This is a genomic window from Streptomyces sp. NBC_00829, from assembly GCF_045161795.1.
Taxonomy (GTDB): Bacteria; Actinomycetota; Actinomycetes; order Streptomycetales; family Streptomycetaceae; genus Streptomyces.
In genome coordinates, this window is record NZ_CP108867.1 from 8,227,513 (window position 1) to 8,253,384 (window position 25,872).

23 protein-coding genes are annotated in these 25,872 nt (G+C 71.6%); 21 read left to right on the forward strand and 2 right to left on the reverse strand.

The annotated features are described in order from the left end of the window. Positions 1–36 precede the first annotated feature (36 nt). On the forward strand, positions 37–1,065 hold the full coding sequence (locus OG293_RS36650) for a cysteine synthase family protein (protein WP_406003058.1): 1,029 nt from the start codon (positions 37–39) through the stop codon (positions 1,063–1,065). A gap of 4 nt (positions 1,066–1,069) precedes the next feature. After that, a complete protein-coding gene (locus OG293_RS36655; RefSeq protein ID WP_406003059.1) occupies positions 1,070–2,473 on the forward strand; it encodes an MATE family efflux transporter in 1,404 nt (467 codons plus the stop codon). Positions 2,474–2,646: 173 nt separating this feature from the next. On the opposite strand, the gene OG293_RS36660 is transcribed toward OG293_RS36655, so the two are convergent. After that, positions 2,647–3,468, reverse strand: coding sequence for a BTAD domain-containing putative transcriptional regulator (locus OG293_RS36660; protein ID WP_406003060.1), 822 nt, complete (start codon positions 3,466–3,468; stop codon positions 2,647–2,649). Between the two features lie 81 nt (positions 3,469–3,549). Then, positions 3,550–3,747 (reverse strand): hypothetical protein, encoded by a 198-nt coding sequence (locus tag OG293_RS36665; protein ID WP_406003061.1) that lies wholly within the window; start codon positions 3,745–3,747, stop codon positions 3,550–3,552. 186 nt (positions 3,748–3,933) lie between these two features. Here OG293_RS36665 and OG293_RS36670 point away from each other — a divergent pair, with 186 nt between their 5' ends. The 19 genes from OG293_RS36670 to OG293_RS36760 are packed head-to-tail and all read left to right on the forward strand — an operon-like array spanning position 3,934 to position 25,867. Beyond that, positions 3,934–4,512: a DUF4255 domain-containing protein gene (locus tag OG293_RS36670; protein ID WP_406003062.1), complete on the forward strand. Its 579-nt coding sequence runs from the start codon at positions 3,934–3,936 to the stop codon at positions 4,510–4,512. Then, entirely contained in the window at positions 4,509–5,240 is a 732-nt protein-coding gene (locus OG293_RS36675) for a carboxypeptidase regulatory-like domain-containing protein (RefSeq protein WP_406003063.1), read from the forward strand. The genes OG293_RS36670 and OG293_RS36675 overlap by 4 nt, the downstream gene beginning before the upstream one ends. 11 nt (positions 5,241–5,251) lie before the next feature. Beyond that, positions 5,252–7,516 (forward strand): phage tail sheath family protein, encoded by a 2,265-nt coding sequence (locus OG293_RS36680; RefSeq protein WP_406003064.1) that lies wholly within the window; start codon positions 5,252–5,254, stop codon positions 7,514–7,516. Between the two features lie 40 nt (positions 7,517–7,556). Next, a complete protein-coding gene (locus OG293_RS36685; protein WP_406003065.1) occupies positions 7,557–8,012 on the forward strand; it encodes a phage tail protein in 456 nt (151 codons plus the stop codon). A 1-nt stretch (position 8,013) separates the two neighbouring features. Further along, a complete protein-coding gene (locus OG293_RS36690; protein ID WP_406003066.1) occupies positions 8,014–9,507 on the forward strand; it encodes a phage tail sheath family protein in 1,494 nt (497 codons plus the stop codon). Further along, complete coding sequence (locus OG293_RS36695) at positions 9,504–10,022, forward strand: phage tail protein (RefSeq protein ID WP_406003067.1); 519 nt, start codon at positions 9,504–9,506, stop codon at positions 10,020–10,022. The genes OG293_RS36690 and OG293_RS36695 overlap by 4 nt, the downstream gene beginning before the upstream one ends. A 5-nt stretch (positions 10,023–10,027) precedes the next feature. Further along, the gene (locus tag OG293_RS36700; protein ID WP_406003068.1) at positions 10,028–10,207 is read left to right on the forward strand and encodes a putative phage tail protein; all 180 of its coding nucleotides are present in this window, start codon (positions 10,028–10,030) and stop codon (positions 10,205–10,207) included. A 2-nt stretch (positions 10,208–10,209) separates the two neighbouring features. Continuing rightward, positions 10,210–10,881, forward strand: coding sequence for a LysM peptidoglycan-binding domain-containing protein (locus tag OG293_RS36705; RefSeq protein ID WP_406003069.1), 672 nt, complete (start codon positions 10,210–10,212; stop codon positions 10,879–10,881). A 10-nt stretch (positions 10,882–10,891) separates the two neighbouring features. After that, positions 10,892–12,073: a phage late control D family protein gene (locus tag OG293_RS36710; protein ID WP_406003070.1), complete on the forward strand. Its 1,182-nt coding sequence runs from the start codon at positions 10,892–10,894 to the stop codon at positions 12,071–12,073. Beyond that, on the forward strand, positions 12,070–12,771 hold the full coding sequence (locus OG293_RS36715) for a phage baseplate assembly protein V (RefSeq protein WP_406003071.1): 702 nt from the start codon (positions 12,070–12,072) through the stop codon (positions 12,769–12,771). Before OG293_RS36710 ends, OG293_RS36715 begins: the two co-directional genes overlap by 4 nt. Continuing rightward, entirely contained in the window at positions 12,768–13,181 is a 414-nt protein-coding gene (locus OG293_RS36720) for a GPW/gp25 family protein (protein ID WP_406003072.1), read from the forward strand. The genes OG293_RS36715 and OG293_RS36720 overlap by 4 nt, the downstream gene beginning before the upstream one ends. Beyond that, positions 13,178–15,115, forward strand: a complete 1,938-nt coding sequence (locus OG293_RS36725; RefSeq protein WP_406003073.1) for a baseplate J/gp47 family protein — start codon at positions 13,178–13,180, stop codon at positions 15,113–15,115. Before OG293_RS36720 ends, OG293_RS36725 begins: the two co-directional genes overlap by 4 nt. Then, on the forward strand, positions 15,112–17,166 hold the full coding sequence (locus tag OG293_RS36730) for a putative baseplate assembly protein (protein ID WP_406003074.1): 2,055 nt from the start codon (positions 15,112–15,114) through the stop codon (positions 17,164–17,166). Before OG293_RS36725 ends, OG293_RS36730 begins: the two co-directional genes overlap by 4 nt. Further along, positions 17,163–19,166: a phage tail protein gene (locus tag OG293_RS36735; protein WP_406003075.1), complete on the forward strand. Its 2,004-nt coding sequence runs from the start codon at positions 17,163–17,165 to the stop codon at positions 19,164–19,166. The genes OG293_RS36730 and OG293_RS36735 overlap by 4 nt, the downstream gene beginning before the upstream one ends. A 12-nt stretch (positions 19,167–19,178) precedes the next feature. Further along, positions 19,179–20,420, forward strand: a complete 1,242-nt coding sequence (locus OG293_RS36740; protein WP_406003076.1) for a hypothetical protein — start codon at positions 19,179–19,181, stop codon at positions 20,418–20,420. Positions 20,421–20,422: 2 nt separating this feature from the next. Beyond that, positions 20,423–22,438, forward strand: coding sequence for a hypothetical protein (locus OG293_RS36745; RefSeq protein ID WP_406003077.1), 2,016 nt, complete (start codon positions 20,423–20,425; stop codon positions 22,436–22,438). Beyond that, complete coding sequence (locus OG293_RS36750) at positions 22,435–23,574, forward strand: hypothetical protein (protein ID WP_406003078.1); 1,140 nt, start codon at positions 22,435–22,437, stop codon at positions 23,572–23,574. The genes OG293_RS36745 and OG293_RS36750 overlap by 4 nt, the downstream gene beginning before the upstream one ends. 2 nt (positions 23,575–23,576) lie before the next feature. Further along, positions 23,577–24,113 carry a hypothetical protein gene (locus OG293_RS36755; protein ID WP_406003079.1) on the forward strand — a complete coding sequence of 179 codons (537 nt, stop codon included), beginning with the start codon at positions 23,577–23,579 and terminating at the stop codon, positions 24,111–24,113. Then, positions 24,110–25,867, forward strand: coding sequence for a hypothetical protein (locus OG293_RS36760; RefSeq protein ID WP_406003080.1), 1,758 nt, complete (start codon positions 24,110–24,112; stop codon positions 25,865–25,867). Before OG293_RS36755 ends, OG293_RS36760 begins: the two co-directional genes overlap by 4 nt. Positions 25,868–25,872: the final 5 nt, after the last annotated feature.

Genomic DNA, 25,872 nt, shown 5'->3' on the forward strand with positions numbered 1-25,872 from the left:
GCCTGCCCGCCCGCCCCCCCGCAACAGGAGCATTCGATGCCCGGAGCACTTCAGCGCCCCGCCGTGGTCTCCCGTGTGTCCGACCTCATCGGCTACACCCCCCTGCTGGAACTCGCCTCCACCGAGACAGGCAGCAGCCTGTTGCTGAAGCTGGAGATGTTCAACCCCACCGGCACGGCAAAAATCCGTATGGCCCGTGCCATGGTCACCGCCGCCGAAGAGGCCGGCGAACTGCGGACCGGCGGCAGAATCATCGAGTCCACCTCGGGCAACACGGGCCTCGGACTGGCCGTCATCGCCGCCGAACGCGGCTACACGTTCACCGCGGTGGTCGACAACCACGCCTGCGCGGACAAGCTGCGCGGCATGAAAGCCCTGGGCACCGAACTCGTCTATGTCGTCGACGACGGCACGGAGGAACTCGCCACGGCCGCCCGCGAGGAACTCGCTGAGGACATGGCCCGCGGCCAGGACAACACCATCTTCACCGAGCAGCACAACAACCCCGCCAACGGCGTCGGATACTTCCCCGTCGCCCACGAGCTCAACGAAGCTCTCGACGGGGCAATCGACGTCCTCATCGGGGCGGTCGGCACCGGCGGCGCCCTCTGCGGCACCAGCCGGGAACTGCACAAGCTGATCTCCGGCTTCACCGTCATCGGCGTCGAACCCAAGGGATCCATAGCCTTCGGCGGTCCCGCCCACGACTACTACCAGTCCGGCACAGGTACTCCCGAAGGTGCCGAGATCGGGGCCCTGGTCGACTTCGACCTGATCGACGAAGGCGTCAAGGTCGGTGACGTCGAGGCATTCGCGACATGCCGGGCCGTGGCCCGGACCGGACTGCTCATCGGAGGCTCCGCCGGCGGCGTCGTATACGAGGCGCTGACCCGCCTGCCGGCCCTTCCTCCGGGCAGCACTATGGTCGCCCTGATCAACGACGGTGGGGAGAAGTACATGGACACCGTCTTCAACGACGACTGGATGCAGGAGCGCGACCTCCTCAACGACGAGGCAGAGCGAGAAGTCGACGAACTCCTCAGCAAACTCCGCAGGAACCGATAACCCCATGCTGACCACGCTTCTCCGCGACAGCCGCGCCCTGGCCACCCTTGCCGTACCACTCGTCCTCACCCAGCTCGCCCAGGTCGCCCTGACGACCACCGACACCGTGATGATGGGCCTGCTCGGCACCCAGGAACTGGCCGCCGGTGGTCTGGCCATCGTCATCTTCAACCAGCTCCGCACCATGGGTGTCGGTCTCGTCACCTCCGTCGGCAACCAGATCGCCGCCGCCGCGGCCAGAGCGGAGAAGGACGGGCAGGGCGAAGGAGAGGCTGCGATCGAGGAAGTCCGCAAGATCGTGCGGGCCGCCCTCGCCGTCGCCACCCTCGCCGGTATCGCCGGGGCCATCCTCATGATCCTCATCGGACAGGCCCTCACCTGGCTCGGCCAGGACGCGGCCGTCGTCGACCGCACCCAGACCATGCTCATCGCGCTGGCCCCCGGTCTGCTGCCCTGCCTGTGGTTCCAGGCCATCCGCCAGTTCACCGTCGGCATGCGCCGTCCCCAGGCCCTGCTGCAGATCACCATCGCGTCCGTCGCTGTCAACGCCGGCCTCAACTGGGTACTCATCCACGGCACGTTCGGCCTGCCCCGGCTCGGCGTGACCGGCATCGGCGTCGCCACCTCCACCGTCTACCTGCTGTCCTTCATCGCCCTCTACCTCTCGGCCAAGAAGGACAGCGACCTGGCGCCGCTGCTCAGCCTGAACATCGCCAAGGCGGACCCGGCCACCGTGAAGCGCCTGATCGCACTCGGCGTGCCGATCGCTGCGACGTACGGATCCGAAGCCGGTTTCTTCTCCGTCACCGCGCTGATGGCCGGTTCCTTCGGCCCCGACGCGCTCGCCGCACACACTGCCGTCAACCAGCTCGTCTACATCGTCTTCCAGGTAGCCGTCGGGCTGTCCCACGCCGCATCCATCAACGTCAGCCGTGCACTGGCTCTTGGTCGCACGGATGACGCCCGCCGCATCAAGAACACCGCTCTGGCCTGCGCCGCCACCGTCATGACGCTCGTCGGCATCCTGTATCTCACGATCCCCCACCTGGTCCTGGCCCCCTTCCTCGACTCCGACTCCGGGCAGGCGTTGACTATCGCCACCCACCTGCTCGTCGTCACCGCCTTCCTCCAGTTCTTCGACTGCGCCCAGAACATAGGCGTCGGACTTCTGCGCGGCCTCGACGACACCAAGAGCGGATTCCGCATCACCCTCATCGGCTACTGGGCCATCGGACTGCCGGCAGCCTGGCTCCTGGCCTACCCGCTCGGCCTCGACACCCTCGGCATCTGGTTGGGACTACTCACCGGACTGGCTGCAACCGCGGTGCTCTTGCTGCGCCGCTATTCCGCCTCTCGGACCATGCGAACCACCGACCGGATCGTGTCGGCGCCCTCCACGCCGCTATAGATGACTGGCGGCCTGACCCGGCCGCGGTCCGGGGCACCGTGCGGTGCTGCCCCAGGCCCTTCACTCGGCGTCACGTGACGAACTACCTCAGGTGTCCACCGGCATGCCTCGCGCCTCCGGCACAGCGAACACGACGCCACCGCTCGTGGCCCCCACCGTTGAGGATCTCTAGGCTAGGTGCTGGTGGGCTGAAGCCGTGACTGCCTGCTGTGCTCGGCGCGGGGTGGCAGGAGGGATCTCAGCGAGGGGGAGGGCTCCAGTCCCAATTCTTCTCGCAGGATGCGGCGGCATTGTTCGAATTGGCGCAGTGCCGCACCCCTGTTGCCGGCAGCCAAATGTGCTTTCACCAGTACGCGATGAGCGCTTTCCCGCAACGGCTCGGTTCGTACGGCGGCGAGTCCGGCGGCGACAGCTTCACCGTAGCGCCGCGCTGACGTGAGTCGCTCGGTCATCGCTTCCAAGGCATAAAGTCGCAGCTGATGGTATTGCTCCTGCTCGATCAGCATCCAGTCGTTTTCCGGCCACTCCGGCAGGAGGTCCGCCGACAGGTTTGCCAGCGTCTGCATGGTGAGGATGTCATCGCACGGGCGTGCGCTGTCGAGGAGTCGGTGTGCGCGTGCAATCGCCTCGTGCAGGTCCACGGTGATGTGTCTGGAAAGGGTCAGCTCGCGCGTGGACACGTCGATGACGGGGTGGCCCATGCGTGTCACTCGCCAAAGCGATGACCTCAGGTTCGCGTTGGCACGTGACGCCGCGACATCCGGCCAGAGGATTCCGGCCACGTAGGCGCGGGATCGCGGCATGTCCTGCAAAGCCAGGAACGTGAGGAGCCGTTGAATGCTGGAGCACACCGGAATGCGTGTGTGGCCCACCGCGAGCGTGAAGCCCTTGAGCAGCCTCAAAGTAATGAGATGTGCTTGTCCGTTCATCGACGCCCCCGGTACCGATGTCGGTTTGGTGATCTCTGGTTCGGCCCGTTGAATTCCCGAGGCCATGTTACGAGCAAATTATGCCCGCAGGATCAACCAATATAGGGATGGGCGTCACAAAGGAATCAACGGAACGTCGCAGAAACGTCACCCGTCCCGTTCCAGCAGCTCATCGAGCCAGGTCCGCACCGCCAAGAGGACGTCGACGGTCTTGCTCGCCGCCGCGGGGGGCTTCTGCTCCCCGTCGACGGTCTGGATGATGCGCGCGCGGAAGCCGTCCGACCTGTCGCCTTCCACCCACACCCGAAGTATGAGGACGCCGGACCGCGTCGAGGGGGTCTCCATGAAAGAGCAAGTGTCCCTCACCGGTGTCACCCCGGCGTCGTCGGTCCGTGTCCGGTGACGTCATAGCGCGCGGCGAGGACGCATCGGTGACGCCGGTGCGACGGTTGGGTCGCGGACGGATCACAAGTGAGCCTGCATGCTCTCGGCATACGTGTTCAGCACGCGCCGGGCCGAGGGGGGCTTCGCATGGGTGACTTCGGTGTGATCGCCGATGTCTCGTCGGTCATCGTGAGCACTCTGACGCAGGCCTTGCGCGGGTTGAGCCCGGTGGATCCGCCGATCGCGGAACTGAACGACCTCTCCGAGACGGTGCAGACGCCGCCCCCCAAACTCACGGTGTTCCTCTACGAGATCGCCGAGGACCCCACCTCCCGCAACCGGCCTCCGGTGCGCTCCCAGCCGCCCGAACCGCTGACCGCCCGCAAGTCGCCGATGGCCCTGCTGCTGCGCTATCTGATCACTCCCTGGGGCGGAGACCAGGCGACCCAGCACCGGATGCTCGGGCGCGCTCTGCAGACCTTCTACGACGACGCGATCCTGGACGGCGCACAGTTGTCCGGCAGTCTGGCGGGCAGCGCCGACTCGCTGCACCTGACCCTGACGCCGCTGACCCTCGACCAGAAGTCCTGGGTCTGGTACGCGATCCAGAAGCCGTACCGGCTCTCGCTGAACTACGAGGTCCGCGTCGTCAACCTGGACTCGGCTGTTCAGACGGCGGTGCGGCCGGTGCGGAGCCGGACCATCGCGGGGACGGCGGCATCGTGAGCGCCTTCCTGCCCCTTGCCCGGTCGACGCTCTACAGCCCCGTCTGGCTGGTGCCGTTCGACGACTACGCACGGCGGGTGCGTGCCGCGGGCGTGGAGGTCCGCCTCGAACGGTTCGACGACGCGGGCGGCGGCTGGCTGCAACTGGACGTCCGGGCAGTGCTCACACCCAGCGGGTCCATCGCCTTTCCCGGGCTCGGCAGGCGGGCAGAGCCGTGGGTGGCCCGGCCGGAGCGTCACCGGGCCTGTTTCGCGGCCGCCGGCTACCAGCCGCTGTACCCGGCCGACGGTCAGCCGTTCTCGGCCGACCTGGTCGGCGTCGAGTTCCTGGTGTACCCGTACGACGACACCCACCCGCCCTCCGTCGAGGCCTCCCCGCGGCTGGTCCGGCTGTTGCCGGCGGTCGCCTTCCCCTATCCGCCGCGTACGCGCACGGTCCACGGTGTCGTGGTCGACGCCACCACCAGGGCGCCTGTTGTGAACGCGCTCGTCGAGGCCAGGGGGCGCACCAGCCAGGACCTGACACCGTGGCATGAACGCACCCTCTCCGACACCCGGGGAGCCTTCCGGCTCGCCCTGCGGTGGGAGGGCGAGAAGGCCGCCGAGCACGCCGTCGAGGAGACATTCCGCCTGGAGGCCACCGAGCGGCCGGGCCGGACCGGGTCGCTGGTCGTGCACCTGCCCCAGGACGCAGAGCGTCAGCACGTCATCGAGATCCGTGAGCAGTGAGGAGCCCATACATGGCCGAGTATCTGAGCCCCGGGGTCTATATCGAGGAGATCGACGCGGGGCCCCGCCCGATCGCGGGGGTGAGCACCAGCACCGCCGGGATGGTCGGGGTCACCGCGCGCGGCCCGTACACCGGCAAACCCAAACTGGTCACCAACTTCCTGGAGTTCCAGAACACCTTCGGAAGTTTCCTGCCCGAGCCGGAAGCCTCCGTGCGGGACGCGTGGGCGAACAACCCTTCCGAAGGCGGCCGTTGGTGGCTGTTCCCGCTGGCCGTCAAGGGCTTCTTCGACAACGGCGGCCAGCGTCTCTACATCAAGCGGGTCGCCAGCGCCCTGGCCAAACCCGCCTCGGGCGTCCTCGGCCAGGGCCTGGTGAGCCACATCGCCGTCGACGCCGCGCGCGGCGCGACCAGTCTGCAGCTGGGCCACCTGGTCGGCTTTGCCGGCGTCGGTCAGCAGATCGAGATCTTCCGCGGCGACGATCAGCAGACGATCCACACCGCCACGGTCTCCGGCTATGACATGGCCACGCGCCGCGTCACGCTGGGCGCCGCGCTGCCCGCCGAGGTCAGGGCGGCTCGCGGGGACTACGTCCAGGTCGGGGCGCGCGGCACCGAGCAGACACTGCGCTTCTCTGCGGTCAGCCCCGGTGCATGGGGCGCGGCCGTCCAGGTCCGCGTCCAGCCGATGGTCGGCGCCGCGCTGCCTGTGCTGCCCGACCCGCAGGAGGGCGCCCTGTTCATCACGCGCCTGGTCGCGGACGCGGAGGCGGACAGCCAGACGGTCGAGGTGGCCGCGGTGCCCGGGCTCGACCCGGACGAACTGCCCGCCGATGTCTGGGCCCAGATCGGCTCCGCCCGATTCAAAGTCCAGGTGGGCCAGCCCGCCGACGGCAAGGTCACGCTGTCCCTCCCGGCCGGAACCGAGCACCCCGCGTGGGAGACCGGGCTCACAGTGCGCCGGGTGCGCCGGGGCAACACTGGGGCGGGGCGGACCCTCAGGGTCGGCGGCGCGAGCAGGCTGTACGAGGGCGCCGTCGTCCAACTCGACGACGGCACCACCCTGACCGCCGTGAACCTCTCGATGGTCACAGGCGACGCCGTCACCTTCGACCGCGACGTACCGGGGACGTTCTTCGAGACCGACCGGATCCATCTGATCGAGGCCGAGGTCAGCACCCGGTTCACCGACTCGGGCGGCACGGCCGTCACCGAGACCTTCCCGGGCCTCCGCCTGACGGGCGACACCCCGTCGAACCTGGTGACCGCCCTGGCCGGCCGATCGCAGCTGGTACGGGCCACCGCGCTGCCAGGACTGTCCACCGACCCCACGCTGTTCCCGGTACCCGCCATCGGCTCCTGGCTCACCCTCGCCGACGGCGACGACGCGTACGAGTCCCTGAGCGTGGCCGACTTCGTCGGCACCGACGGCGGCAGCGGGCGGCGCACCGGAATCGTCGCGCTGGAGGACATCGACGAGGTGGCGGTCTGCGCGGTGCCCGGCATGTGGTCCGGCACAGTGGAGTCGAGCCTGGTCACCCACTGCGAACAGCTCAAGGACCGGTTCGCGATCCTCGACGCGCGCGACGGCCTCGACATGGAGGGCATCCAGGCGTTCCGCGAGCCGTTCGACACCAAGTACGCGGCGCTCTACTACCCGTGGCTGGTCACCCGTGACCCCTCCGCCAACCGCGACGTCGAGGTGCCGCCGTCGGGCCACATGGCCGGTATCTACGCCCGCGTCGACGTCGAGCGCGGCGTGCACAAGGCACCGGCCAACGTGGTCGTGCGGGGCATCCGGCAGACCGACGGCTTCGCCCAGGACATCACCAGGCGCCATCAGGACCTGCTGAACCCCAAGGGGATCAACGCGCTCAGGTTCTTCCCGGGCCTGGGCCACCGGGTGTGGGGCGCGCGCACGCTCTCCTCGGACAGCTCGTGGAAGTACGTGAACGTCCGGCGGCTCTTCCTCTACCTGGAGGAGTCCATCGACGAGGGCACCCAGTGGGTGGTCTTCGAGCCCAACGACGAGTCGCTGTGGGCCCTGGTCCGCCAGACGGTCACCAACTTCCTCACCACGGTCTGGCGCAGCGGCGCACTCGCCGGCACCACCGCCGACGAGGCGTTCTTCGTCGCCTGCGACCGCACCACGATGACCGAGGACGACCTGGCCAACGGCCGTCTGGTCTGCGTCATCGGTATCGCGCCGGTCTTCCCAGCCGAGTTCGTGATCTTCCGGATCCAGCAGAAGACCCGCGAGACCCAGCTCGCCTGAGCATCCGACCGAGGAACACCAAGGATGAGGAGGGACCGCCATGCCGCCCGTGACCAGGGACGACCCGTACGCGTCCTATAACTTCCAGATCATCGTGACCAACGTCAGCGACGACGGTGTCGCGGTGAGCGGTTCTTTCACCGAGGCCAGCGGCCTTGAGCTGGAGATCCCGCCGATCGAGTACCGCAACGGGAGCGAGGACATCACCGTCCGCAAGATCCCGGGACTGAAGAAGTACACCAACCTCACGTTCAAGCGCGGCATCACCGGCCATGTCGGCTTTTGGAACTGGGTGGTCGAGGCGCTCAACGGCAAGGTGCGGCGCACCTCCGGTTCGATCGTGCTCTTCGACGAGAACCGCCAGGAGGCCATGCGCTGGAACTTCGACCGGGGCTGGCCCACCAAGTACACCGGCCCGACCCTGAGTGCCACCAAGAACGAGATCGCCATGGAGACGCTCGTCCTGGCGGTCGAGAAGCTGGAGATCGACGCCTGACATGACCAGCGAAGCGCTTCCCGGCGTGTCCCTGACGTTTCCACCGCTCGGCTCCGGCGCGGAGCCGCTGCGCACGGATGTGGCGGCGTTCCTGGGCCGGCTCCACCGGGGCCCGGTCGGTGCCCCGGTGCGGGTGGAGAGCTGGAACGATGTCGTGGGCACCTTCGGGCCTCCGGACGGCGCCTGCGCCACCCCGTACGCGCTGCGTGGCTTCTTCGAGAATGGCGGCCGCACGGCCTGGGTGCTCCGCGTGTCCGGGCCGGCCGCCACCGCCCGGGCGCGGTGGACGGTCGGGCCGATCGGCGGATTCCCCGCCACGCGCTACCAGGTGGTCGCCAGCAGCCCGGGGGCCTGGGCCAACGGCGGGCATGTCGAGATCCGTTACCAGGCGAGCACGGTCGCCGGACTGCCGACGGTGAGCGTTCGGGTCACGATGCCCGGCGAGGCGCCCGAGGCCTTCCCCGGTCTGCCGCCCGGCGAGGTGGCCGACCGGCTTGCCGCATCCCGTTTCATCCGGCCTATCCCGGACGGACCCCCGCCCCCCGACGGGGAGCCCGGCCCGATCTCGATGTCCTGGGACCTCACCCTCGCGGGTGGCACCGAGAGCGCGCCCACCTCGGGCGAGTACGAGGATGCCGTGGCCGTTCAGGCGGAACTGCCGGAACCGGCGCTGGTGGCGCTGCCGGACCTCGGTACGGATCTGTCCGGGAGCGCGCACACCGACGTGGTGCTCGGACTGCTGCGCAGTGTCGGCCCGTTGCACGACCGCCTTGCCGTACTCGATGTACCACCCCGGCTGTCTTCCGTGGACGAGGCGGTCGACTGGGTGGGCTCGCTCACGGGGACGGGCGACAGCCGGCTCCTGGGCTGCGCGGCCGTCTACCACCCGGCGCTGCGCACCCCCGACGGCCACGGGCTGCGCACCGTCCCCGCGTCCGGGCACGTCCTGGGCGTGATCGCCCGCCTCGACGGCGAGCGCGGAGCGCACCACACGCCCGCGAACGCCGTGGTCCTGGAGGCGGTCGATCTGGCGGACGCGTTCCCCGAGCCGCAGCAGGTGCGGCTGTTCGACGCGGGCATCGATCTGGTGCGGTGCACCCGCGGGCGGGGGCTGATGGTGTGGGGCGGGCGCACACTCTCCGCCGACCCCCGCACCCGCTACATCGCGCACCGCCGTCTCGTGCATCTGCTGGTGCGCGCGATCCGGCGGGTGGCGGGCCCGCTGGTGTTCGACGTCAACTCGCTGGAGCTGCGGCTGACGTTGGTGAGGGCGATCACCTCGGTGCTGCTCTCGGCCTTCCGGGCCGGGGCTCTCGCCGGGGCCCGGCCCGAGCAGGCGTTCCGGGTGGTGTGTGACGACACCAACAACCCGCCCGAGCAGGACCCGGGGCAGCTCGTCTGCGAGATCGAGGTCGCCCCGGCCGTCCCCATGGAGTTCATCCGGCTGCGTCTCGTACTCGGCCAGGACCGAGGGTTGGAGGTGATCGAGGCATGAACCAGGACCCGCTGCCGAAGTACCGCTTCCTGGTCACCCTCGACCCCGGCGACGCGTATCTGCCCTCCGCGCAGGCGCTGCTGCTGCCGCTGGTCGCCTCCGGCGCGTTCCAGGAAGTCGCGGGCCTCGGCGCGCAGTTGGAGGTGACGAGCTATCCGGAGGGCGGCCGCAACGACTCGGTCCACCAACTGCCGCTGCGCCACTCGTGGAACCGGATCACCCTCAAGCGCGGCGTGGTGCGCGACCCGGGCCTGTGGTCCTGGTACCAGGCCGGGCTCGCCGACTCGCTCGGCGCCCGCCGCGACGGCGCGGTGATCGTGCTCGGCCCGGACGGGGTGCCCGGCGCGGCCTGGGCGTTCCACGGCGGGCTCGCCGCCAGGTGGACCGGCCCGGACCTGCACGCCGAACAGAACGCGATCGCCATCGAGTCGCTGGAGATCGCCCACGAAGGGCTGACCAAGGTCCTTCAGGACACCGCGGCAAACACCTTGCCGCGACCGAACCCAGGGAGGTGACCGACGTGCCGAAGGTGACCATTCACCACCTCGAAGTGCGCTTCCAGGTGGACGGCGACGACGGTGCCGTGTTCACCCGCCTGTTCAACAAGCACATCCAGGCCTGGTCGAAGCTGTACGAGGACGAGTGCGCCCGCGCCCAGCACACCCGGACCGAACGCCGCTTCGGCGACGAGGAGGGTTGATCATGAGCGTCACGCCCGTGTCCTTCGCCCGCCAGGGCGCGGCCCAGGCCCGCCTGGAGATCGTCCGGCCAGTGATCGCCGACGAGCGGAAGCGGCGGATTCCGCTGCGGTTCAACCCCACCGACTACAAGCTGAGCAAGTCCAACACCTTCGCCGAAATCACCATCCCCGGCCTGGAGACCCCGCCCCTGCAGTACGTACGCGGCGGCACCGAGACCCTCACCGTCCAGGCGCTCGTCGACACCTCCGACACCCTGGAGAACGTCCGCAAGGCCTACGTCGACGCCCTGCGCAACCTGCTGAAGCCCGACAGCCGTGAACACGCGCCGCCGATCGTCCGGTTCGTGTGGGACGAAGAGGTCTTCACCGGCGTCGTGGAGAAACTCGACGTCAACTACCAGCTGTTCCGGCCGGACGGCGTACCGCTGCGCGCCCTGCTGGACCTCTCCCTCAAGGAGTACCGCACGGCCGCCGTGCAGGTCGCCGGCACACCGCGCTCCTCGCCCACGGTGGAGAAGAGCTATGTGGTGCGCCGCGGCGACACGCTCAGCTCCATCTCCAGCGCGCTGTATCGACGGCCCGACGCTTGGCGGGAGCTGGCGCGCGCCAACGGGATCAGCGATCCACGGGACCTACGGCCGGGCCGGGTGCTGACCGTGCCCCGGCTGCCGTGAGGAGCGCCCGATGAGCTCTCCCACGCCCGAGGTCGCCTCGCCCGACCGGTACGCGCCCGAGTTCGAGGTGCGCATCGAGGGCCTGGAGATGGACCCGTCCACCAAGAACGACATCATCGACATCAAGGTGAACAGGGATATCGACGAGATGTCCGGCTTCGACCTGACCCTCAACAACTGGGACGACGCCAACCTGCGCTTCAAGCACAGCGACTCGCCGACCTTCAAGCTCGGCGGCCGGGTATCGGTCCGGCTCGGCTACGCCGACAAGCTGCTCACCGTCGCCACCGGCACCATCTCCACGCTCAGCCCGAAGTTCACCGAGAGCGCGTCGCCCACCGTCCAGGTGAGCGGCGTGGACGGGCTGTTGAGGCTCAAGGACCGCAAGCCCACCGAGAACGAGACCAAGATCTACCGCAATCTGCCCGACTGGCGGATCGCCGAGCAGATCGCCCAGCGCAACCACCTGCGCATCGAGGTCACCAGGGAAGGTCCCACGCACGACCGCGTGGTGCAGAAGAACCAGGACGACGCGACGTTCCTGCTGGAGCGGGCCAAGAGGCTGGACTTCGACTGCTACATCCTGCCGGACCCCAGGTCGGGCGAGGACACGCTCTACTTCATCAAACCGACCGACGGCCGCGATGGCCGCCCCATTCGCGTGTACCGGCTCGCCTACGCGCCGGGGCTGTCCACCGGTCCCAGTGCCCAGCCCGATGGGCTGATCCCCAACCTGATGGAATTCACCCCGACGCTGACGGTGTCCCAGCAGGTCAGCAAGGTCACCGTGCGCGGCTGGGACCCCCGTACCAAACAGCCCATTGCGTTCACCGCGACCGCCGAGAACCTCCCCGCCGGACAGAACACCGCCGACGGGCAGAGCGGGCCGCAGGTCGCCGAGTCCACACTGCAGGGCCGCCAAGAGGTCCTGGTGGACGCTCCGGTCAGCAGCGACCAGGAGGCCCGCGAACTGGCGATCAGCCTGCTGCGGGAACGCGCGTACGAGTTCATCACCGCCACCGGCAAGGTGGCGGGCCTGCCCGAACTGCGGCCCGGCGACAACCTGGAGATCTACGGCCTCGGACGCCGGTTCTCCGGCACGTACTTCGTCAAACGCGTCGAACACACGCTCGGCATCGGTGGCTTCTTCACCCAGTTCACCGGCCGGCGCATCCACCAGGGGGACCAGTGACCACCAGGACCACACCGCGGGCCCGCTCCACCGACAAGCGGTACTACGGCGTCGTCGAAGCCCTCGTCGTGGAGAACGACGGCGACGACGAGGCACGGGTCAAGCTGAAGTTCCCGTGGTTCGACGACGTCACCGTTACCGACTGGATCCGCGTCAGCCAGCTGTACGCAGGCCACGGCTACGGCACCGTGTTCGTGCCAGAGAAGGGCGACGAGGTCCTCGTCGCCTTCGTGCACGGGGACATGCGGTTCCCGATCGTGCTCGGGGGCCTCTACAACGGCAAGGACAAGCCGCCCGCCGCCCGCACCGAAGGCCGCGACCAGAAGATGATCCGCACCAGGCACGGGCACGAGGTGCTCCTCGACGACACACGGGACAAGGCCGCCGTACGGATCACGTCGGCCGCCGGGCACGTGGTGGAGCTGGACGACCAGGGCAAGGCGATCCGGATCACCGCCGCCGAGGGCGGCAGCGTGACCGTGACCGCGCAGGGAGAGATCACCCTCAAGGCGCCGAAGGTGACGGTCGATTCCCCCTCCATCGACCTCGGCGGCGGCGCCACCGAACCCCTCGTGCTCGGCAACACACTGCTCCAGGCGTTCAACACGCACACCCACCCCTCACCCGCGGGTCCGACCGGCCCGCCAACCGTGCCGCTCACCCCCGCCGTACTGGCCAAGAAGGCGAGGACGGCATGAGCGAGGAGTTCCTCGGGACCGGCTGGCGGTTCCCGATCCTGCCCGACGCGTCCGGGCGGCTCGGGTACGCCGTCGGCGAGGAGAGCATCGAGCACTGTCTGCGGGCGCTGCTGCTCACCGGCGCGGGCGAGCGGGTCATGCGTCCCGAGCTCGGCACGCGTGCCCATGAGTTGGTGTTCGCACCCGGCAGTGTGCAGAACCTGCGCGACCTGGAGAACTCGATCTCCGCCGCCGTCCGCGACCACGAGCCGAGGGTGGAACTGGACGAGGTCCGCGCGGAGGCCGCCCCGGCCGACGAGTCGCGGATCACCGTCTCGGTCGTCTACCGCATCCGGCGCAGCAACACCAAGGCGAACCTGGTGTTCCCGTTCTACACCGGCCTCACCGGGGCGGCGGGGAGGACGACATGACCCTGCCCGCGCCCAAGCTGGACGACCTCACCTGGGCCGACATGATGGCGGCCATCCGCCGCCGGATCCCCGCCGAGTCGGACGGCGCCTGGACGCTGCATGCGCCTGTCGACCCCGGTGTCACCCTCCTCGAACTCTTCGCCTATCTCCTCGAACAGCGACTGTACTGGCTCGATCAGGTGCCGGACGCGCTGGTCGTCGCCATACTGCGGCTGCTCGGCCTCGAACCGCCGCACCCCGCCCGGTCCGCCGCCACCGTGCTGTGCCTCGCGGCACGGCAGACGGGCACCGCCGTTCCGGTCGCCCCCGCCGGGACGGCGCTCACCCGCGACCCGGCGGGCCAGGTCGTCTTCACCCTCGACGACGACGTGGCCGTCTTCCCTCTCGCCGAGCAGGGCGAGGTCACCGTATGGGCCGACCGTGACCGCACGGCGGACCTGCGGGCCCGCCGAGGCATCCCGCTCCTGACAGGCGACGGCGCTCCCGCCCGGGCCCGGTTCACCCTGCCGCTCACCGGGGCACACCCCGCGCCCGGCCCGCTCAGCCTGCTGTTCGAACTGGAAGCGCCCGCCGCGTCCACGGCGTCGTGGCTGCCCGGGGCGGTCGCCGATGTGCCGCCGCCCGCGGAGCTGACCTGGTCCTGGTTCCGGCCGGGCACCGACACCTCCGGCTTGTTCGAGAAGGTCGAGGACGGCACGGCCGGGCTCAGGCGCTCCGGAGTCGTACGCCTCCACCCGCCCTCCGGCTGGACCACCCAGGACAGCGGGATCCTCCTGTCCACCCCGACCGCGACCCATGCCGCCCCGCCGCGCCTGCTCCAGCTCGCCGTCAACGTGTCCGCCGCGCACCACCGTCAGCGGCGCACCGCCGCCGGCGTACTCCAGGAGCAGCTCGACGCCTGGCTCAAGCTGCCGGGCCGGCACCTCGTCCTGCCGGAAGCCGCCGAGCGCCTCCTGGAGGCGAGCCTGCGGCTCGCGGGGGAGGAGTGGTGGCCGGTGCCGGACTTCACCTTCGGCGGGCCGGCCGACCGGATCTTCGTGCTCGACCGGACCGAGGGCGCCCTGGTGTTCGGCGACGGCCTCACCGGCCGCATCCCCCGCCCGGGCCAGGCAGCAAGCGTCGAGTACGCGATCGGCGGCGGCCCGGGCGGCAATGGCGGCATCACCGCGAACTGGGTCCCGGCCGGGGAACCCACAGCGGCGATCACGGCCGCCAGCCTCGTACGCGCCGAAGGCGGCGCCGAGGCGGAGACCGTCGCCGAGGCGCGGCAGCGCGCGGCGGCATCCCTGGGCGAGGTGACCCGTGCGGTCACCGCCGACGACTTCGTCACCCTCGCCCGTACGACACCGGGCGTCGCCATCGCGCGCGCATACGCCTCCCTGGGCGAGCACCCCGGCTTCCCGTGCACCCCGGTGCCCGGCGCGGTCACCGTGCACCTCGTGCCGGCGGTGCCGCGCGACGACCTGGCCCGCGAGGACTTCGTCGCCGCGCCGCGCCCCGACCCGGGCATGCTGTGCGCGGTCGCCAAGCGGCTGGAGGGGGCGCGGCTGCTCACCTCCGAGGTCTTCGTCCGCGCGCCCAGCTACCGCGATGTGGCGCTGCGCGCCGACCTGTCGGGCGACCCGGCCGACCGCGCCCGGGTGTCCGCCGTGCTCACCGAGGCGCTGCGCCGCTTCCTCGATCCGCTCGTGGGCGGCGACGACCAGGACGGCTGGCCGTTCGGGCAGCCGCTGCGGCCCTCGGCCCTGCTGCGGGCCGCGCAGCGCGCGCTGGGGGACCTCGCGGACGTGTCCGCTGTGGCCATCGGCCTGGACGGGGCCGCCCCGGATGAGGACTGCCAGGAAGTGCCGCTCGGGCCCGGTGAACTACCCGTCCTGCGGGCGGTCCGCACCCGGATCGTGCCCACCACTGAACCGGGAGAGGGGCTGGCATGACCGGCGACGTCTGGTGGGAGAAGGCCGCGCGTGAGAAGGAGGGACGGGTCGTGCCGGGCCCCGGGCCGACCGGTGTCCAGCCCGAGTTGACCGAGGCGACCCGTGAGGCGGTCCGCGCGGCCGTACGCGGCAGGATCGCGGGCCACACCCCGGACTGGACCGACCCCGACCGCCAGGATGCCGGTGTCGCGCTGGTGCGCCTCTTCGGCACCCAGGCGGAACCCGTACTCACGCGCGTCAACCGGTTGCCGGAGAAGGTGCTGGCCGAGCATCTGACGACGGCCGGGGTGCATCGGCGCCCGGCCGGAGCGGCGGCCGCCCTCCTGGAGTTCACCGTGAACCCGCCCGATGGCGCCTCCGTCCTCGTACCCGCCGGGTTTCAGAGCGCGGCGCCGGGCCCGGCAGGGCAGGTGGTGTACGAGACGGACCAGGACCTGTACGCCACACCGGCCGCCCTCGCCGCCCTCGCGGTGCAGGAGGCGGGAACGCTGGAGACCCTGCCGCTGGGAGCGGCCGGGCCCAGCCGCCCGTTCGCGCCGTTCGGCGTCGATCCCGAGCCCGGCAACGGTCTGTGGATCGGGCTCGCCGGGACGGCCGCCCCCTACCCGAGCCTCACGCTGGGCTTCGTGGTCGTCGCCGCTCCGCCCGCGCCCGCCGAATCCGGTGGTCTGGTGCCCCTGCCACTGCCTCCCGCGCCGCTGCTGCGCTGGGACGTCCTGGACGGCAACCGGCTGGTTCCCGCCGAACTGGTACGCGACTCCACGGCCGCCTTCCGGGCGAGCGGGACAGTCGAGCTGCGCATCCCGCGCTCGTGGGAGCCGGGCAGCCCGCCCGGCTCCCGGCCCAGGCCCCCGCTGCGCTGGCTGCGCCTGCGGATCGCGCACGGCGCCTTCGACGGACCGGCGCCGATACTGTCAGGGCTGCGGCTGAACATGGTCGCCGCCACGGCCGCCCGCACCATCAGGGACGAGCCGCTGCAGCCGATCCAGGACACCGGAGCAAGCGGCCGCCGACGCATGACGCTCAGCCAGGTGCCCATCCTCGCCGGATCCGTGGTCATCGAGGTCGACGACGACCGCTGCACCGACGTGTTCGGCACCACGGCCGGATCCGCCTCCCGGTGGCAGGAGGCGGAGAGCCTGGCCACCCATGGCGCCGACGACCGGGTCTTCACCGTGGACCACGAGAGCGGCGAGGTGACCTTCGGGGATGGTGTCCACGGTGCGGCCGTCCCGCCCGGCTTCCGCAACGTCCGCGCGGTGCGCTACCGCGTGGGCGGCGGCAGCGTTGGAGCCGTGCGCGCGGGCTCCGTCACCGCGGTGGTGACCGCGCTGCCGTACGTCGTCGGCGTGAACAACCCCTTCCCGGCCTCGGGAGGCACAGATGCCGAGCCCGACGCCGACGCGATGCGCCGGGGGGTGGGCGAACTGCGCGCCCGGGGCCGGGCCGTGGCGCCGGCCGACTACGGCCTGCTGGCCACCCGCTCGCCCGGCGCGTCGGTGGCCCGCGCCCGAGGCGTGCCCGGCCTGCACCCCGACTTCGCCGGAGCGCCGATCCCCGGCGTTGTGGGGGTCCTCGTCGTACCGCCGCTGCCGCCAGGCGACGACCACGACCCGGCTGAGCCGCCGGTGCCCACCGCCGCGACGCTGCGGGCCGTCGCCGACTTCCTCACCCGCGAAGCCGCCCCCGCCGGGGTCACGGTGGTGACGGCCCCCGCGCCGTACCGCCGGGTCGCCGTCGAGTCCTGGATCACCCTCGACCCGGACCTCGACCGCGCCGCGGTCCTGATCAGGGCGGGCGACGCCGTGCGTACCTATCTGGATCCGCTGCGCGGTGGGGAGGACGGCGCGGGCTGGCCGTTTGGCGGGGCCCTGCGGCACACAGCACTGGTCCGGCGCCTCTTCGCGGTCGACGGAGTCCTGGCCGTCTCCCGGCTCTCGCTCACCATCGACGGAGTCCGGCTGCCGCCCTGCACCGACCACGCCCTCCCGCCCCATCACCTCGTCTGGCCGGAGCGCCCCCTGCTCATCCCGGTAGGAGACCGGCCATGACGTGCACACCACACCCCGCGACCTTCCGCCTCCTCGACGCGTACGTCGGCTGGGACGAGACCCCCGCCGGGAGCGAGCCCGGCACGGGCGGCATCGTCGGGTTCGACGACCCGGCCGGGATCCGGCTCGCCTACCAGGGCACCGCGCCGGAAGGCCCCACCAGGGCCCAGCTCCTGCCGTGGTTCCCCGACCCGCGCCTCGCGCCCGGGTGCGGGCCGTGCGCCTGGTATCTGCTCGTGCCCCAGGAGCGGCGGCTGCTGCGCCGTGACGTCTGTACCGGGGCTTTCACCCCCGTATGGCCGCTCGAGTGCGACCCGGGCCTGCTGCGCGAGCCGGTTTCGGTGGCCGCGCGCGGACACCGGCTGGCCGTGGTGGAGTCTGACCGGGTGCTCGTCTGGCGCCGCGAGGGCGACCAGCTCGCCGGAGTGATCCGGGTGCGGCGGCCCCGATGGGCCGCGCTCGCGCCCGGCGACGAGATCCTGATCGCCTGCCAGGGCAGCACAGACCTGCGCCGGTTCGACTCGACGGGCGGCTTCCGCGGGGTGCTGCGCACCGGCGCCCGGGGCGAGATCGTCGGCCTGCGCACCGGACCGGAGCGCACGGTATGGCTGCTCACCGACGACGGCGCCCGGCTGAGGATCTACCGGGGCGCTCACGGCCGCCCCTTCCGCACCGCGACCGTGGACGAACTGGCCGAGGCCCTGCCGCCGTCCACACTTACCTCGTTGGACGCGGATGGGTTCTGCCTGGGTGACAAGGGCTCCGACGGGCCCGAGACGCACTGCTACACGTGGCGGGGTCTGCCCCGGGACACTGTGCCGGGGCCCACCGATGTGTATGTGACCGGCGGCTCGTACCTCACCACCCTGATCGACAGCGGTATCTCGCGCTGCCGCTGGCACCGCGTGCGCGTCGACGCCGACGTGCCCGCCGGCACGGCGGTCTCCACCGAGATCGTGGTGACCGAGGACGGCCGCTATGAGCAGAGCGACTGGCAGGCAGCTGCTGCGGGCGTCGGGGACTTCCTCGCCGACCAGCCGCCCGGCCGCTTCCTGCGACTGCGGCTACGGCTGTCGGGCGACGGCGGCGCGACCCCGCTCGTGCACCGGATCCGGCTGGACTTCCCCCGGGTCACCAGCGCCGACCTGTTGCCGCCCGCCTTCCGCCAGGACCCCGCCGCCGACGACTTCACCGAGCGGTTCCTGTCCCTGTTCGACGCCACGTTCGCCGAGCTGGACCGGGTCATCGAACGGTATCCGGCCCTCCTCGATCCGGGCGGAGTCCCCGATCGTGTGCTGCCGTGGCTCGCCGGACTGCTGGGCCTGTCGTTCGAGGCGGGCTGGGACGCGCGGACCCGGCGTGCGCTGCTGGCCGCGGCCCCGGAGCTGTACCGGCGACGGGGCACACCGTGGGCGCTGCGCGAGGCGGTGCGCATCGTGTTCGGGGTGACCCCGGTCATCGACGAGCTGGCCGGGCACCGCCGCTGGGCGCAGCTGCGCGCGGCCGTCGGCTGCGCCGGGCCGGGCCCGGCACCAGGGCAGGGGCCGGATCCCGGGCCCGGCCAGGGGCTGGGCGCCGTACGGCTGTTCGGGCGCTCGGCGAGTCGCTTCCGGGTCGGCGGCTCGGCTTTGGATGCGGCACCGCTGCGCGCGTTCGGGGATCCGGACAGCGATCCGCTGACCGCGCACGCGCACCGGTTCCGGGTGCTGCTGCCCGCCGGATCGGCGGACGCGACCGCGCTGAGGCGGCTGGTGGAGCGCCAAGCGCCCGCGCACACGGTGGGGTCGGTACGCACCGGCGGCGTGGGCTTCGTGGTCGGCTCCCGCTCCACGGTCGGCGTGGACACCGCATTCGTCCCGCTGCCGCCACCCGTGCTCGGCGGCACCAGACCGCTGCGGCTGAACCGTGACGGGGTGCTCAGGCCGGGACCCAGAGGATTGCGCCGAGGGGTGGGCGTGGGAGTCGTCTCCGCCGTCGGTGCGCATACGCAAGTGTCATGAGAGGACGGGGCGATGACCCAGACAGGGAAACAGGCGACAGCGGAGTTCGACGCGCCGCCGCTGCGCAGGCTGCGCTACTTCCACGGCCAGATGCTGGGCGCCAGGGACTTCCAGCGTGAACAGGAGTACCACCGCGAGAAGTTGAAGCTGCGCATGCGTTGCCTGCTCGGCTACGGCGTGGTGTGCGGGCTGCACGTGGAGCCGGTGCCGCAGGACGACGACTGTGCGCCCGGTGGCGACGAGCACACGACGGCGGCCGGCGAGTCCGTTCCGGCCGAGGAGAGCGCCGCGGAGCCGGAGCACACCCGGCACAGGGCCAAGGTGAGGATCACCCCTGGCCTCGCCGTGGACTGCGACGGCAACGAGGTCGTGGTGCGGGGCGGGTGCGTGATCGACCTGTGGAAGGCGCTGCCCCCCGACGAGCGGGACACCGACACCGTCTGGGTCGGCATCCGGTACGCCGAGCGGCCCGTCGAGGCCACCCGTGCCGTCTACAACGACGGCTGCGCGGACACCTCCGACTGCGAGTTCGGCTGGACGGAGGAGTGCTACAAGGTGTGCGTCACCGGTTGCGAGCCGCCGGTGGACGAACGCTGCGACACCTGCTGCTCTCGGTGCGAGCACAAAACGCTGTGGCTGGCCAGGATCGACTCCGCAGACCGGCACGAGCCGGTGCGCCAGGACCGGATCCATATGAACGTGCGCCGCCCGTTCGGCCGCCATCTGCCCACGGTGATCACCGGTATCAACTGGATCCACGGCCACACCTACACCGTCGACGAGGCCAAGGCGCTGCTCGGCACCCAGGACGAGGACGCCGGGCTCGTGGTGCGGTTCTCCTCCGACGTGCGCACCGACACACTGCGGCCTGGAGTGGTGGAGCTCCAGGTGATCGAGGGCGGCAGCGGCCGCAACGCCTCCACCTGGTACATGGGCGGCACCTTCGCCGAACCGGATGCCGAGTGCGGGGAGTTCACCCAGGAGTTCCGCTACCGCCAGACCACGCGCGAGACGCTGCAGGACGGCGACCGCGTCATGATCACCGTCCGCGCCGCGTTCATCCTGGACCGCTGCTGCCGCCCGGTCGACGGCACCCATGTGGGCGGACGCGTACCGAGCATCGACGCCGACACGGACGCGTCCGCGGCCCGCGCGGGGTGCGACCTCCCGCCGTCCGGCATCGGGCCCTGGACGTCCGGCACCGGTGCGGGCGGGGACGTCTTCGAGAGCTGGTTCTTCGTGAAGGAGCACTGATCATGCCCACAGACTGCGGATGCGGATGCGGTGGCGACGCCACCCGGACCTCCGCCTTCGTACGCCCTCGCTTCTTCGCGGGCCAGCTTCTGACCGAGGACGACCTCAGCCTGCTGGTCGACTACACCACCGCGAAGAGCAGACTGCGCAACCGTTCCCTGTTCGGACCGGGTGTCGTCTGCGGCCTCGGCGTCACCTGCGCCCCCTGCGGCGGCGGAACCGTGACGGTCCACCCCGGGCACGCGCTCGACTGCGCCGGGAACGACATCGTGCTGCCCTGCACCGAACAGGTCGACGTACGGGCCCTGGTGCAGGAACAGCGCATCAGCGCTCTCGGCGTGGACTGCGGGGAGGACTGCGACGACGAAGGCGGGCGCCGCTACGGCCTCTATGTGCGCTACCACGAGCTCTCCGTCGAGCCGGTGGCGCCGTACGCCACGGAGGAGCCCTGCCCCTCACCGGGCTGCGTGCCCTCCAGGATCCAGGAGGGGTTCCGCTTCGTCGTCAGGTGCGACGACTTCGAGGACCACCGCCACAACCCCGGCACCCGGCTGCTCGCCAGCATCGGCGACCTCGCACGGGCCGGCCTGGCCCGCACCCGGGACCGACGCCTCGGCCACTACCTCGACGCCCTGTTCACCGCCTCGCTCGGCACGGGCCGGACGTTCCGTTTCGACGCCGCCGACGCCAAACGGTACGCCACCTCCCTGGCGTGGCTGCGCGAGAACGCGGGCGGCGAGGGGCCGCCTCCACCGCCGGCAGCCCGCGAGATGACCGAACACGTCCGCGCCCTCGCCAGTGGCGTGGCCCGGTTCGACACCCACGACCCGGCCGGGCAGGACCGGCTCACAAGGGAGTACCCGGACCTCGCCACCGTCCAGCAGGCCCGCGGCGCCCTGGGGGCGGCCTGCGACCGGCTCCGCGGCACCGACATGGAAGCGGCCTGGCCGGACCCCCTGCGCCGCACGCTCGCTCGCGCGGTCGTCACCGAGACCGTGGCCCGGGTCGTACCGGAACGAGGCGACCCCGACGCGCCCCTGGAAGTGCGCATGCTGGCCCAGGGCACCCCGCTGAGCCACGCGCTGCGGGTGGAGTTCCGCGCGGACCTCAGCCTGATCCGGGAGTGGCTGCTGTGCCGCCTGGACCAGGCGAGCGAGACCGGCGACTGCCGGCTGCGGCCGGAGGCCGCCGCCGTCGACGTACCGCCGCCGCTGCCGGCCCCGCCCCCGGACAGCGTGGAGAAAGCGACCATCGCCGAGGTACAGCAGATCACCGAAGCGGCGGCGGCCCTGACCGCCCTGCTGCGCCGCTTCCTGACCGACGCGGCGTGCGCCACGCTCAACCCGCCGTGCGGCGACAGCACGGACACCGACGTCCTGCTGGCGCATCTGGAGCTGGACGGCTGCGATGTCGTACGGATCTGCTCGGCCACCCGGGAACAGGTGCTGCCGGGCGGCTCGGCATACGGCGAGTGGCTGCCCAAGCTCTACCGGCTGCGTGAACTGGCCGAACGGGTCTGCTGCCAGCCCCTGCCGCGACACCAGAAGCCGACACTCCCGCCGAAGGGCGATGTGGCACGGCCGTACGCCGAAGGGCTGCTCGGCGACTGGCCGCGCACCGGGGACCTGGAGGAGATGCTGTCCCTGCTGCTCACCCCGGCACCCGGGGAGACACCGCCCAAGGCACTACACGAACAGGTCTACACGACCCCCAGCGAAGTGACGGACAGCATGCACGAGTTGGCCGTGCTGAGGACGCAGGTCGCGGATCTGACAGCCACGCTGGAAGGGCTGCGCACCCAACTGGGCAGTGCCCAGACCCAGGTGAGCACGCTTCGGGAGCAGGTTCCGGAGCGGCTCGGTCCCCGCCTCGCGGAGCTCGAAGGCGCCCCGGACCAAGCACCTGACCAGGCACGGGCCGGGGCCTCGGGCGAGCCGTCGGGCCAGGACGAGCCGGCCGAGCCCCCGGCCACGCGCACCCGCTCCTCCCGTAGCCGCAAGTCCGGGGAGAAGCCATGACGGGCCCGCTGCGCCCCGCCTTCCACGAGGGCCAGGTACTGGCGGCTGCGGACCTGTCGGCCACGGTGGACTACGCGCTCGGCCAAGCCGTCCGGCACGCGCGGCACCTGCACGAGTGGGGCATCGCCGAAGGGCTCGGCCTCCTCACCGAGCCCCGCACCGACCCGCTGACCAATGCCCGCTACGTCGCAGTGAGCGTGTCGCCCGGGATCGCCGTCGACGGCACCGGCCGCGAGGTGGTCCTCACCGATCCGGTCGTGCTGCGCGAAAGCGACTTCGAAGAGGTCAACGGAGCGGACCGGCCCACCGACGAGCCCTACCCGGTCTTCCTCACCGCGGCCGACCGGGAACCGGCCCGGGCCCCCGGGCCCCTCTCGTGCACCGGCGGCGCCACCAGGACGCGCGTGGAGGAGTCGTACCAGATCCTCTTCGGGCGCCTCGGCGACGAGCGGCTGGTCGACGAGCAGCGCCCGCCCGCGACCGGCGCCCCGCCGGCCGATCCGCCCGCCCGCTGGCTCGTCCTGCTCGGCTACGTCCGCTGGGCCAACGGCCACTTCAGCGGCGTGGAGACCACGGCGCGCGGAGTCGGCGTGCGCGGAGTCGGTGTGCGCGCGGACACCGTCTCCGCCCACTCGGGCTCGCTGACCCTGCGGACGGGCCCCTCAGCCCAGGAGGGCAAGCCCGCCCTGGTGCTGTCCGGCGGCGACCAGCCGAGCCTCGTCTTCGGCCTGTACCAGGGCAGCGGCACGGTCGCTCCGCTGATGACCGTGGCGGCCAACGGCAACCTCGCCATCGAGGGCAGCTTCAGCGGCCGGATGCCGGCCGGCAGCACACTGGTGACCTCTGGGACGGCCACCGACGGGATGCTGCTGCCGCTGCCCTCCGGTATCACCCCGGAACAGATCGCCGACGGCCAGGTCGTGATCCACGTGCAGCTGAGCCCGCGCACACCGCCGCCCGCCACGGACTCCACGCTGGTCAGCACGGTAGAAGCCGCCGTGGACGGCGACCGCAGGGTCAGGTGCCGGACACGTCTGTACGACCCCGTGGCGGCCCCGGGCGAGGTCGTCGAACGGCCCGGGGCGGTCGACTTCCTCGTCGTGGCAACCGTCGCGGCGACAAACGGAGGTGGCTGACGATGGCTCTGTCCGTGGTGTACTCGGCCGACACCGGCCATGCCGTGGGCGCGCTGGCCCTAGCCGGCGCGAGCGCCCCGCCCGATGTGGCCGCGCTCGTCGGACGCGCGCTGCCGCTGCGGGTCTCCCTGGGCGGGGGCCGCACCGCGACCCTCCCGCTGAACGCCAGACAGCTCGCCGTGGCGGCCGTGGACGACGAACCGGCCGCCCTCGCCGACCCGTTGGCATTCGGGGTCGAACTGACCCCCGAGGGCAAGCCCAAACCCACGCTGCAGCGCCTCGCATCATGGACCGGCAACGACGGAATCGCGCTGGCAAGGGACGGGCTCACCGTCACCGTGCGGGTCGCTGCTGCCGGGCCCACCAAGGTGCTCGCCCTGGTCTCCGAGGACCAGGACGCCCATGTCCTCGCCGGGGAGATCCCCGCCCAGCAGACCCAGGTGAAACTGCCGGTGACCCTCAAACCGGGCAGCACGCACGGTGTCCTGGTGCTCGTGGCCGGCTGGGCGGGCCGCCTGGATAAGACGGGGGTGACGTGAGCACACCCACCGCACGGACCGCTGACGGGCCCGGTGAGATCACGGTGCGCCGGTGCACGGTGACGGTGGTCCGGCGGGGCGGGTGGAGCTGGGGACCAGATCCGCACGGCCTGGTCCAGCAAGTGATCGACACGCTCCCGGAGCTGCTGGCAGACCACTTCGGGCCGCAGCTGACGGGCGACGGCCCGGACGTGGAGATCACCGAACTGGTGACCGTCACCGTCCGCTCGGGCGGGCCCGGGTGGCCCGGCCGGACGCACGCGCCCGCCGAGGTCCACTTCGCGCCGGTCCCGATGGTGGAGGTCCCCGGCGACGCGCCCCGCGACGCGGTGTCGTTCGAGGAGTCCTTCACCGCGGCGGCGAGTCCGTGGGCCGAGCCGACGGCCGCCACGCTCTTCGGCGAACTCACCGAGCGCGGCGAACTCGACGCGCTGCTGGCGTTGTTGCCCGAGGAATCGCTCCAAGCGTACGTGCTCGCCCTGCTCGGCGCCGACGATACGGCGGCCGCCCGGCTGCTCACGGAACTCGCCCGGCGCACCCGTGCCGGAAGGCTCCCCGAGCTGCTGCCCGAGCCTCTGCGCACCAAGGTGGCGGGCGCCGGCCCTGCGGCCCTGCCCGGGCTGCTCGCCGAGTACGTGACGTCGTCGGACTACGAAGAGGTGGCGCGGCTGGCGCGGTCCCTGGCGGGCGGGCACGACCAGGCCGCCCCGGAACTGGCTCCGCAGGCGGCCGCTGCCGCCGCGGTCCGCGCCACCGAAGAGGTACGCGTAGGGTCCGTGCTGCCGTTCCTGCTCGCCGGACCCCTGGCACGCATCGGGTACCTCGACGCGATCGGCCCCGCCCTGGCCGCAGTCGAACTGGCCGAGGACGCCCCGCTGTTCGCCTCGGCAGTGGCGTACAAGGTCCTGGGCGTGACCGCGCGCGGCTGGCGCCGCGCGGAACAGGACAGCGAGGCGGCCGCCGCCTTTGCCGGGCTGCAACCGCCCGTCCCCGAGGAGCGCCTGACCGCGTTCGCCCGCGCCGTACGCCCCGCGCTCCCGGTGCTCGACGGCGTCCTGGCGCTCGCGGTGTGCCGCGGCCACGACCTCACCGACCCACTCCTCCTCACCGGGGCCGACGACGGGCTCTTCCTCGTCGACGCCCAGGGCATGTTCCCGATCGCCTGGGCGGCGGACCTCGCGGCGCTGCTGCCGTGCTGGCAGGCCTGCGGGCGGCCGCCCGTGCTGATCTGCGATGGCCCCCTGCCCCCCGGCACCCTGCGCGAACTGGCATCGGCGGGCGTGGCGTTCCTGACCGGCGTACGGCCGCTGCGCGGCGATCCGGTCACCCGGCTGCCCTGGCGTACGCCCCTGTGGACAGGTGCCGCACAGCAGCTGTCGGAGCCGCGCCTGGCCGCTGAACTGCCCGGCCACGCCGACCGGTTCGCCAGCCTGGTCACCGCCCTGGCCACCGAGCGCCGGGCGGTACCGCTCGCACAGGACAGCGGACTGGAGCGCACCGTCACCCTGGCCGCCGGCCTGGGTCTGGCCACGATCGCCTGGAGACTCTGGCGCGGTCGGGAGACCCCCGATCCCCTGCTGGCCCTGAGCCGCTTCGCCGACCTGGAGGCCACCGTCCGCTTCGAACCTGACGCCGTCCGGGTGCGCGTCCCGATGGGACGGCGCCACACGGACCTGCTGCGCGGCGGCCTGCTCGCCGACGTGCCCGACGTGGTCTGGCTGGGCGGTCGGACCCTGACGTTCTCGGGAGGATGAGCCAC

Excerpts from the sequence above, each read along its gene's own strand:
- OG293_RS36650 (WP_406003058.1), top strand. The coding sequence starts at position 37 with ATGCCCGGAGCACTTCAGCGCCCCGCCGTGGTCTCCCGTGTGTCCGAC.
- OG293_RS36655 (WP_406003059.1), top strand. The coding sequence starts at position 1,070 with ATGCTGACCACGCTTCTCCGCGACAGCCGCGCCCTGGCCACCCTTGCC.
- OG293_RS36660 (WP_406003060.1), bottom strand. The coding sequence starts at position 3,468 with ATGGCCTCGGGAATTCAACGGGCCGAACCAGAGATCACCAAACCGACA.
- OG293_RS36665 (WP_406003061.1), bottom strand. The coding sequence starts at position 3,747 with ATGGAGACCCCCTCGACGCGGTCCGGCGTCCTCATACTTCGGGTGTGG.
- OG293_RS36670 (WP_406003062.1), top strand. The coding sequence starts at position 3,934 with ATGGGTGACTTCGGTGTGATCGCCGATGTCTCGTCGGTCATCGTGAGC.
- OG293_RS36680 (WP_406003064.1), top strand. The coding sequence starts at position 5,252 with ATGGCCGAGTATCTGAGCCCCGGGGTCTATATCGAGGAGATCGACGCG.
- OG293_RS36685 (WP_406003065.1), top strand. The coding sequence starts at position 7,557 with ATGCCGCCCGTGACCAGGGACGACCCGTACGCGTCCTATAACTTCCAG.
- OG293_RS36690 (WP_406003066.1), top strand. The coding sequence starts at position 8,014 with ATGACCAGCGAAGCGCTTCCCGGCGTGTCCCTGACGTTTCCACCGCTC.
- OG293_RS36695 (WP_406003067.1), top strand. The coding sequence starts at position 9,504 with ATGAACCAGGACCCGCTGCCGAAGTACCGCTTCCTGGTCACCCTCGAC.
- OG293_RS36705 (WP_406003069.1), top strand. The coding sequence starts at position 10,210 with ATGAGCGTCACGCCCGTGTCCTTCGCCCGCCAGGGCGCGGCCCAGGCC.
- OG293_RS36710 (WP_406003070.1), top strand. The coding sequence starts at position 10,892 with ATGAGCTCTCCCACGCCCGAGGTCGCCTCGCCCGACCGGTACGCGCCC.
- OG293_RS36720 (WP_406003072.1), top strand. The coding sequence starts at position 12,768 with ATGAGCGAGGAGTTCCTCGGGACCGGCTGGCGGTTCCCGATCCTGCCC.
- OG293_RS36725 (WP_406003073.1), top strand. The coding sequence starts at position 13,178 with ATGACCCTGCCCGCGCCCAAGCTGGACGACCTCACCTGGGCCGACATG.
- OG293_RS36730 (WP_406003074.1), top strand. The coding sequence starts at position 15,112 with ATGACCGGCGACGTCTGGTGGGAGAAGGCCGCGCGTGAGAAGGAGGGA.
- OG293_RS36735 (WP_406003075.1), top strand. The coding sequence starts at position 17,163 with ATGACGTGCACACCACACCCCGCGACCTTCCGCCTCCTCGACGCGTAC.
- OG293_RS36740 (WP_406003076.1), top strand. The coding sequence starts at position 19,179 with ATGACCCAGACAGGGAAACAGGCGACAGCGGAGTTCGACGCGCCGCCG.
- OG293_RS36745 (WP_406003077.1), top strand. The coding sequence starts at position 20,423 with ATGCCCACAGACTGCGGATGCGGATGCGGTGGCGACGCCACCCGGACC.
- OG293_RS36750 (WP_406003078.1), top strand. The coding sequence starts at position 22,435 with ATGACGGGCCCGCTGCGCCCCGCCTTCCACGAGGGCCAGGTACTGGCG.
- OG293_RS36755 (WP_406003079.1), top strand. The coding sequence starts at position 23,577 with ATGGCTCTGTCCGTGGTGTACTCGGCCGACACCGGCCATGCCGTGGGC.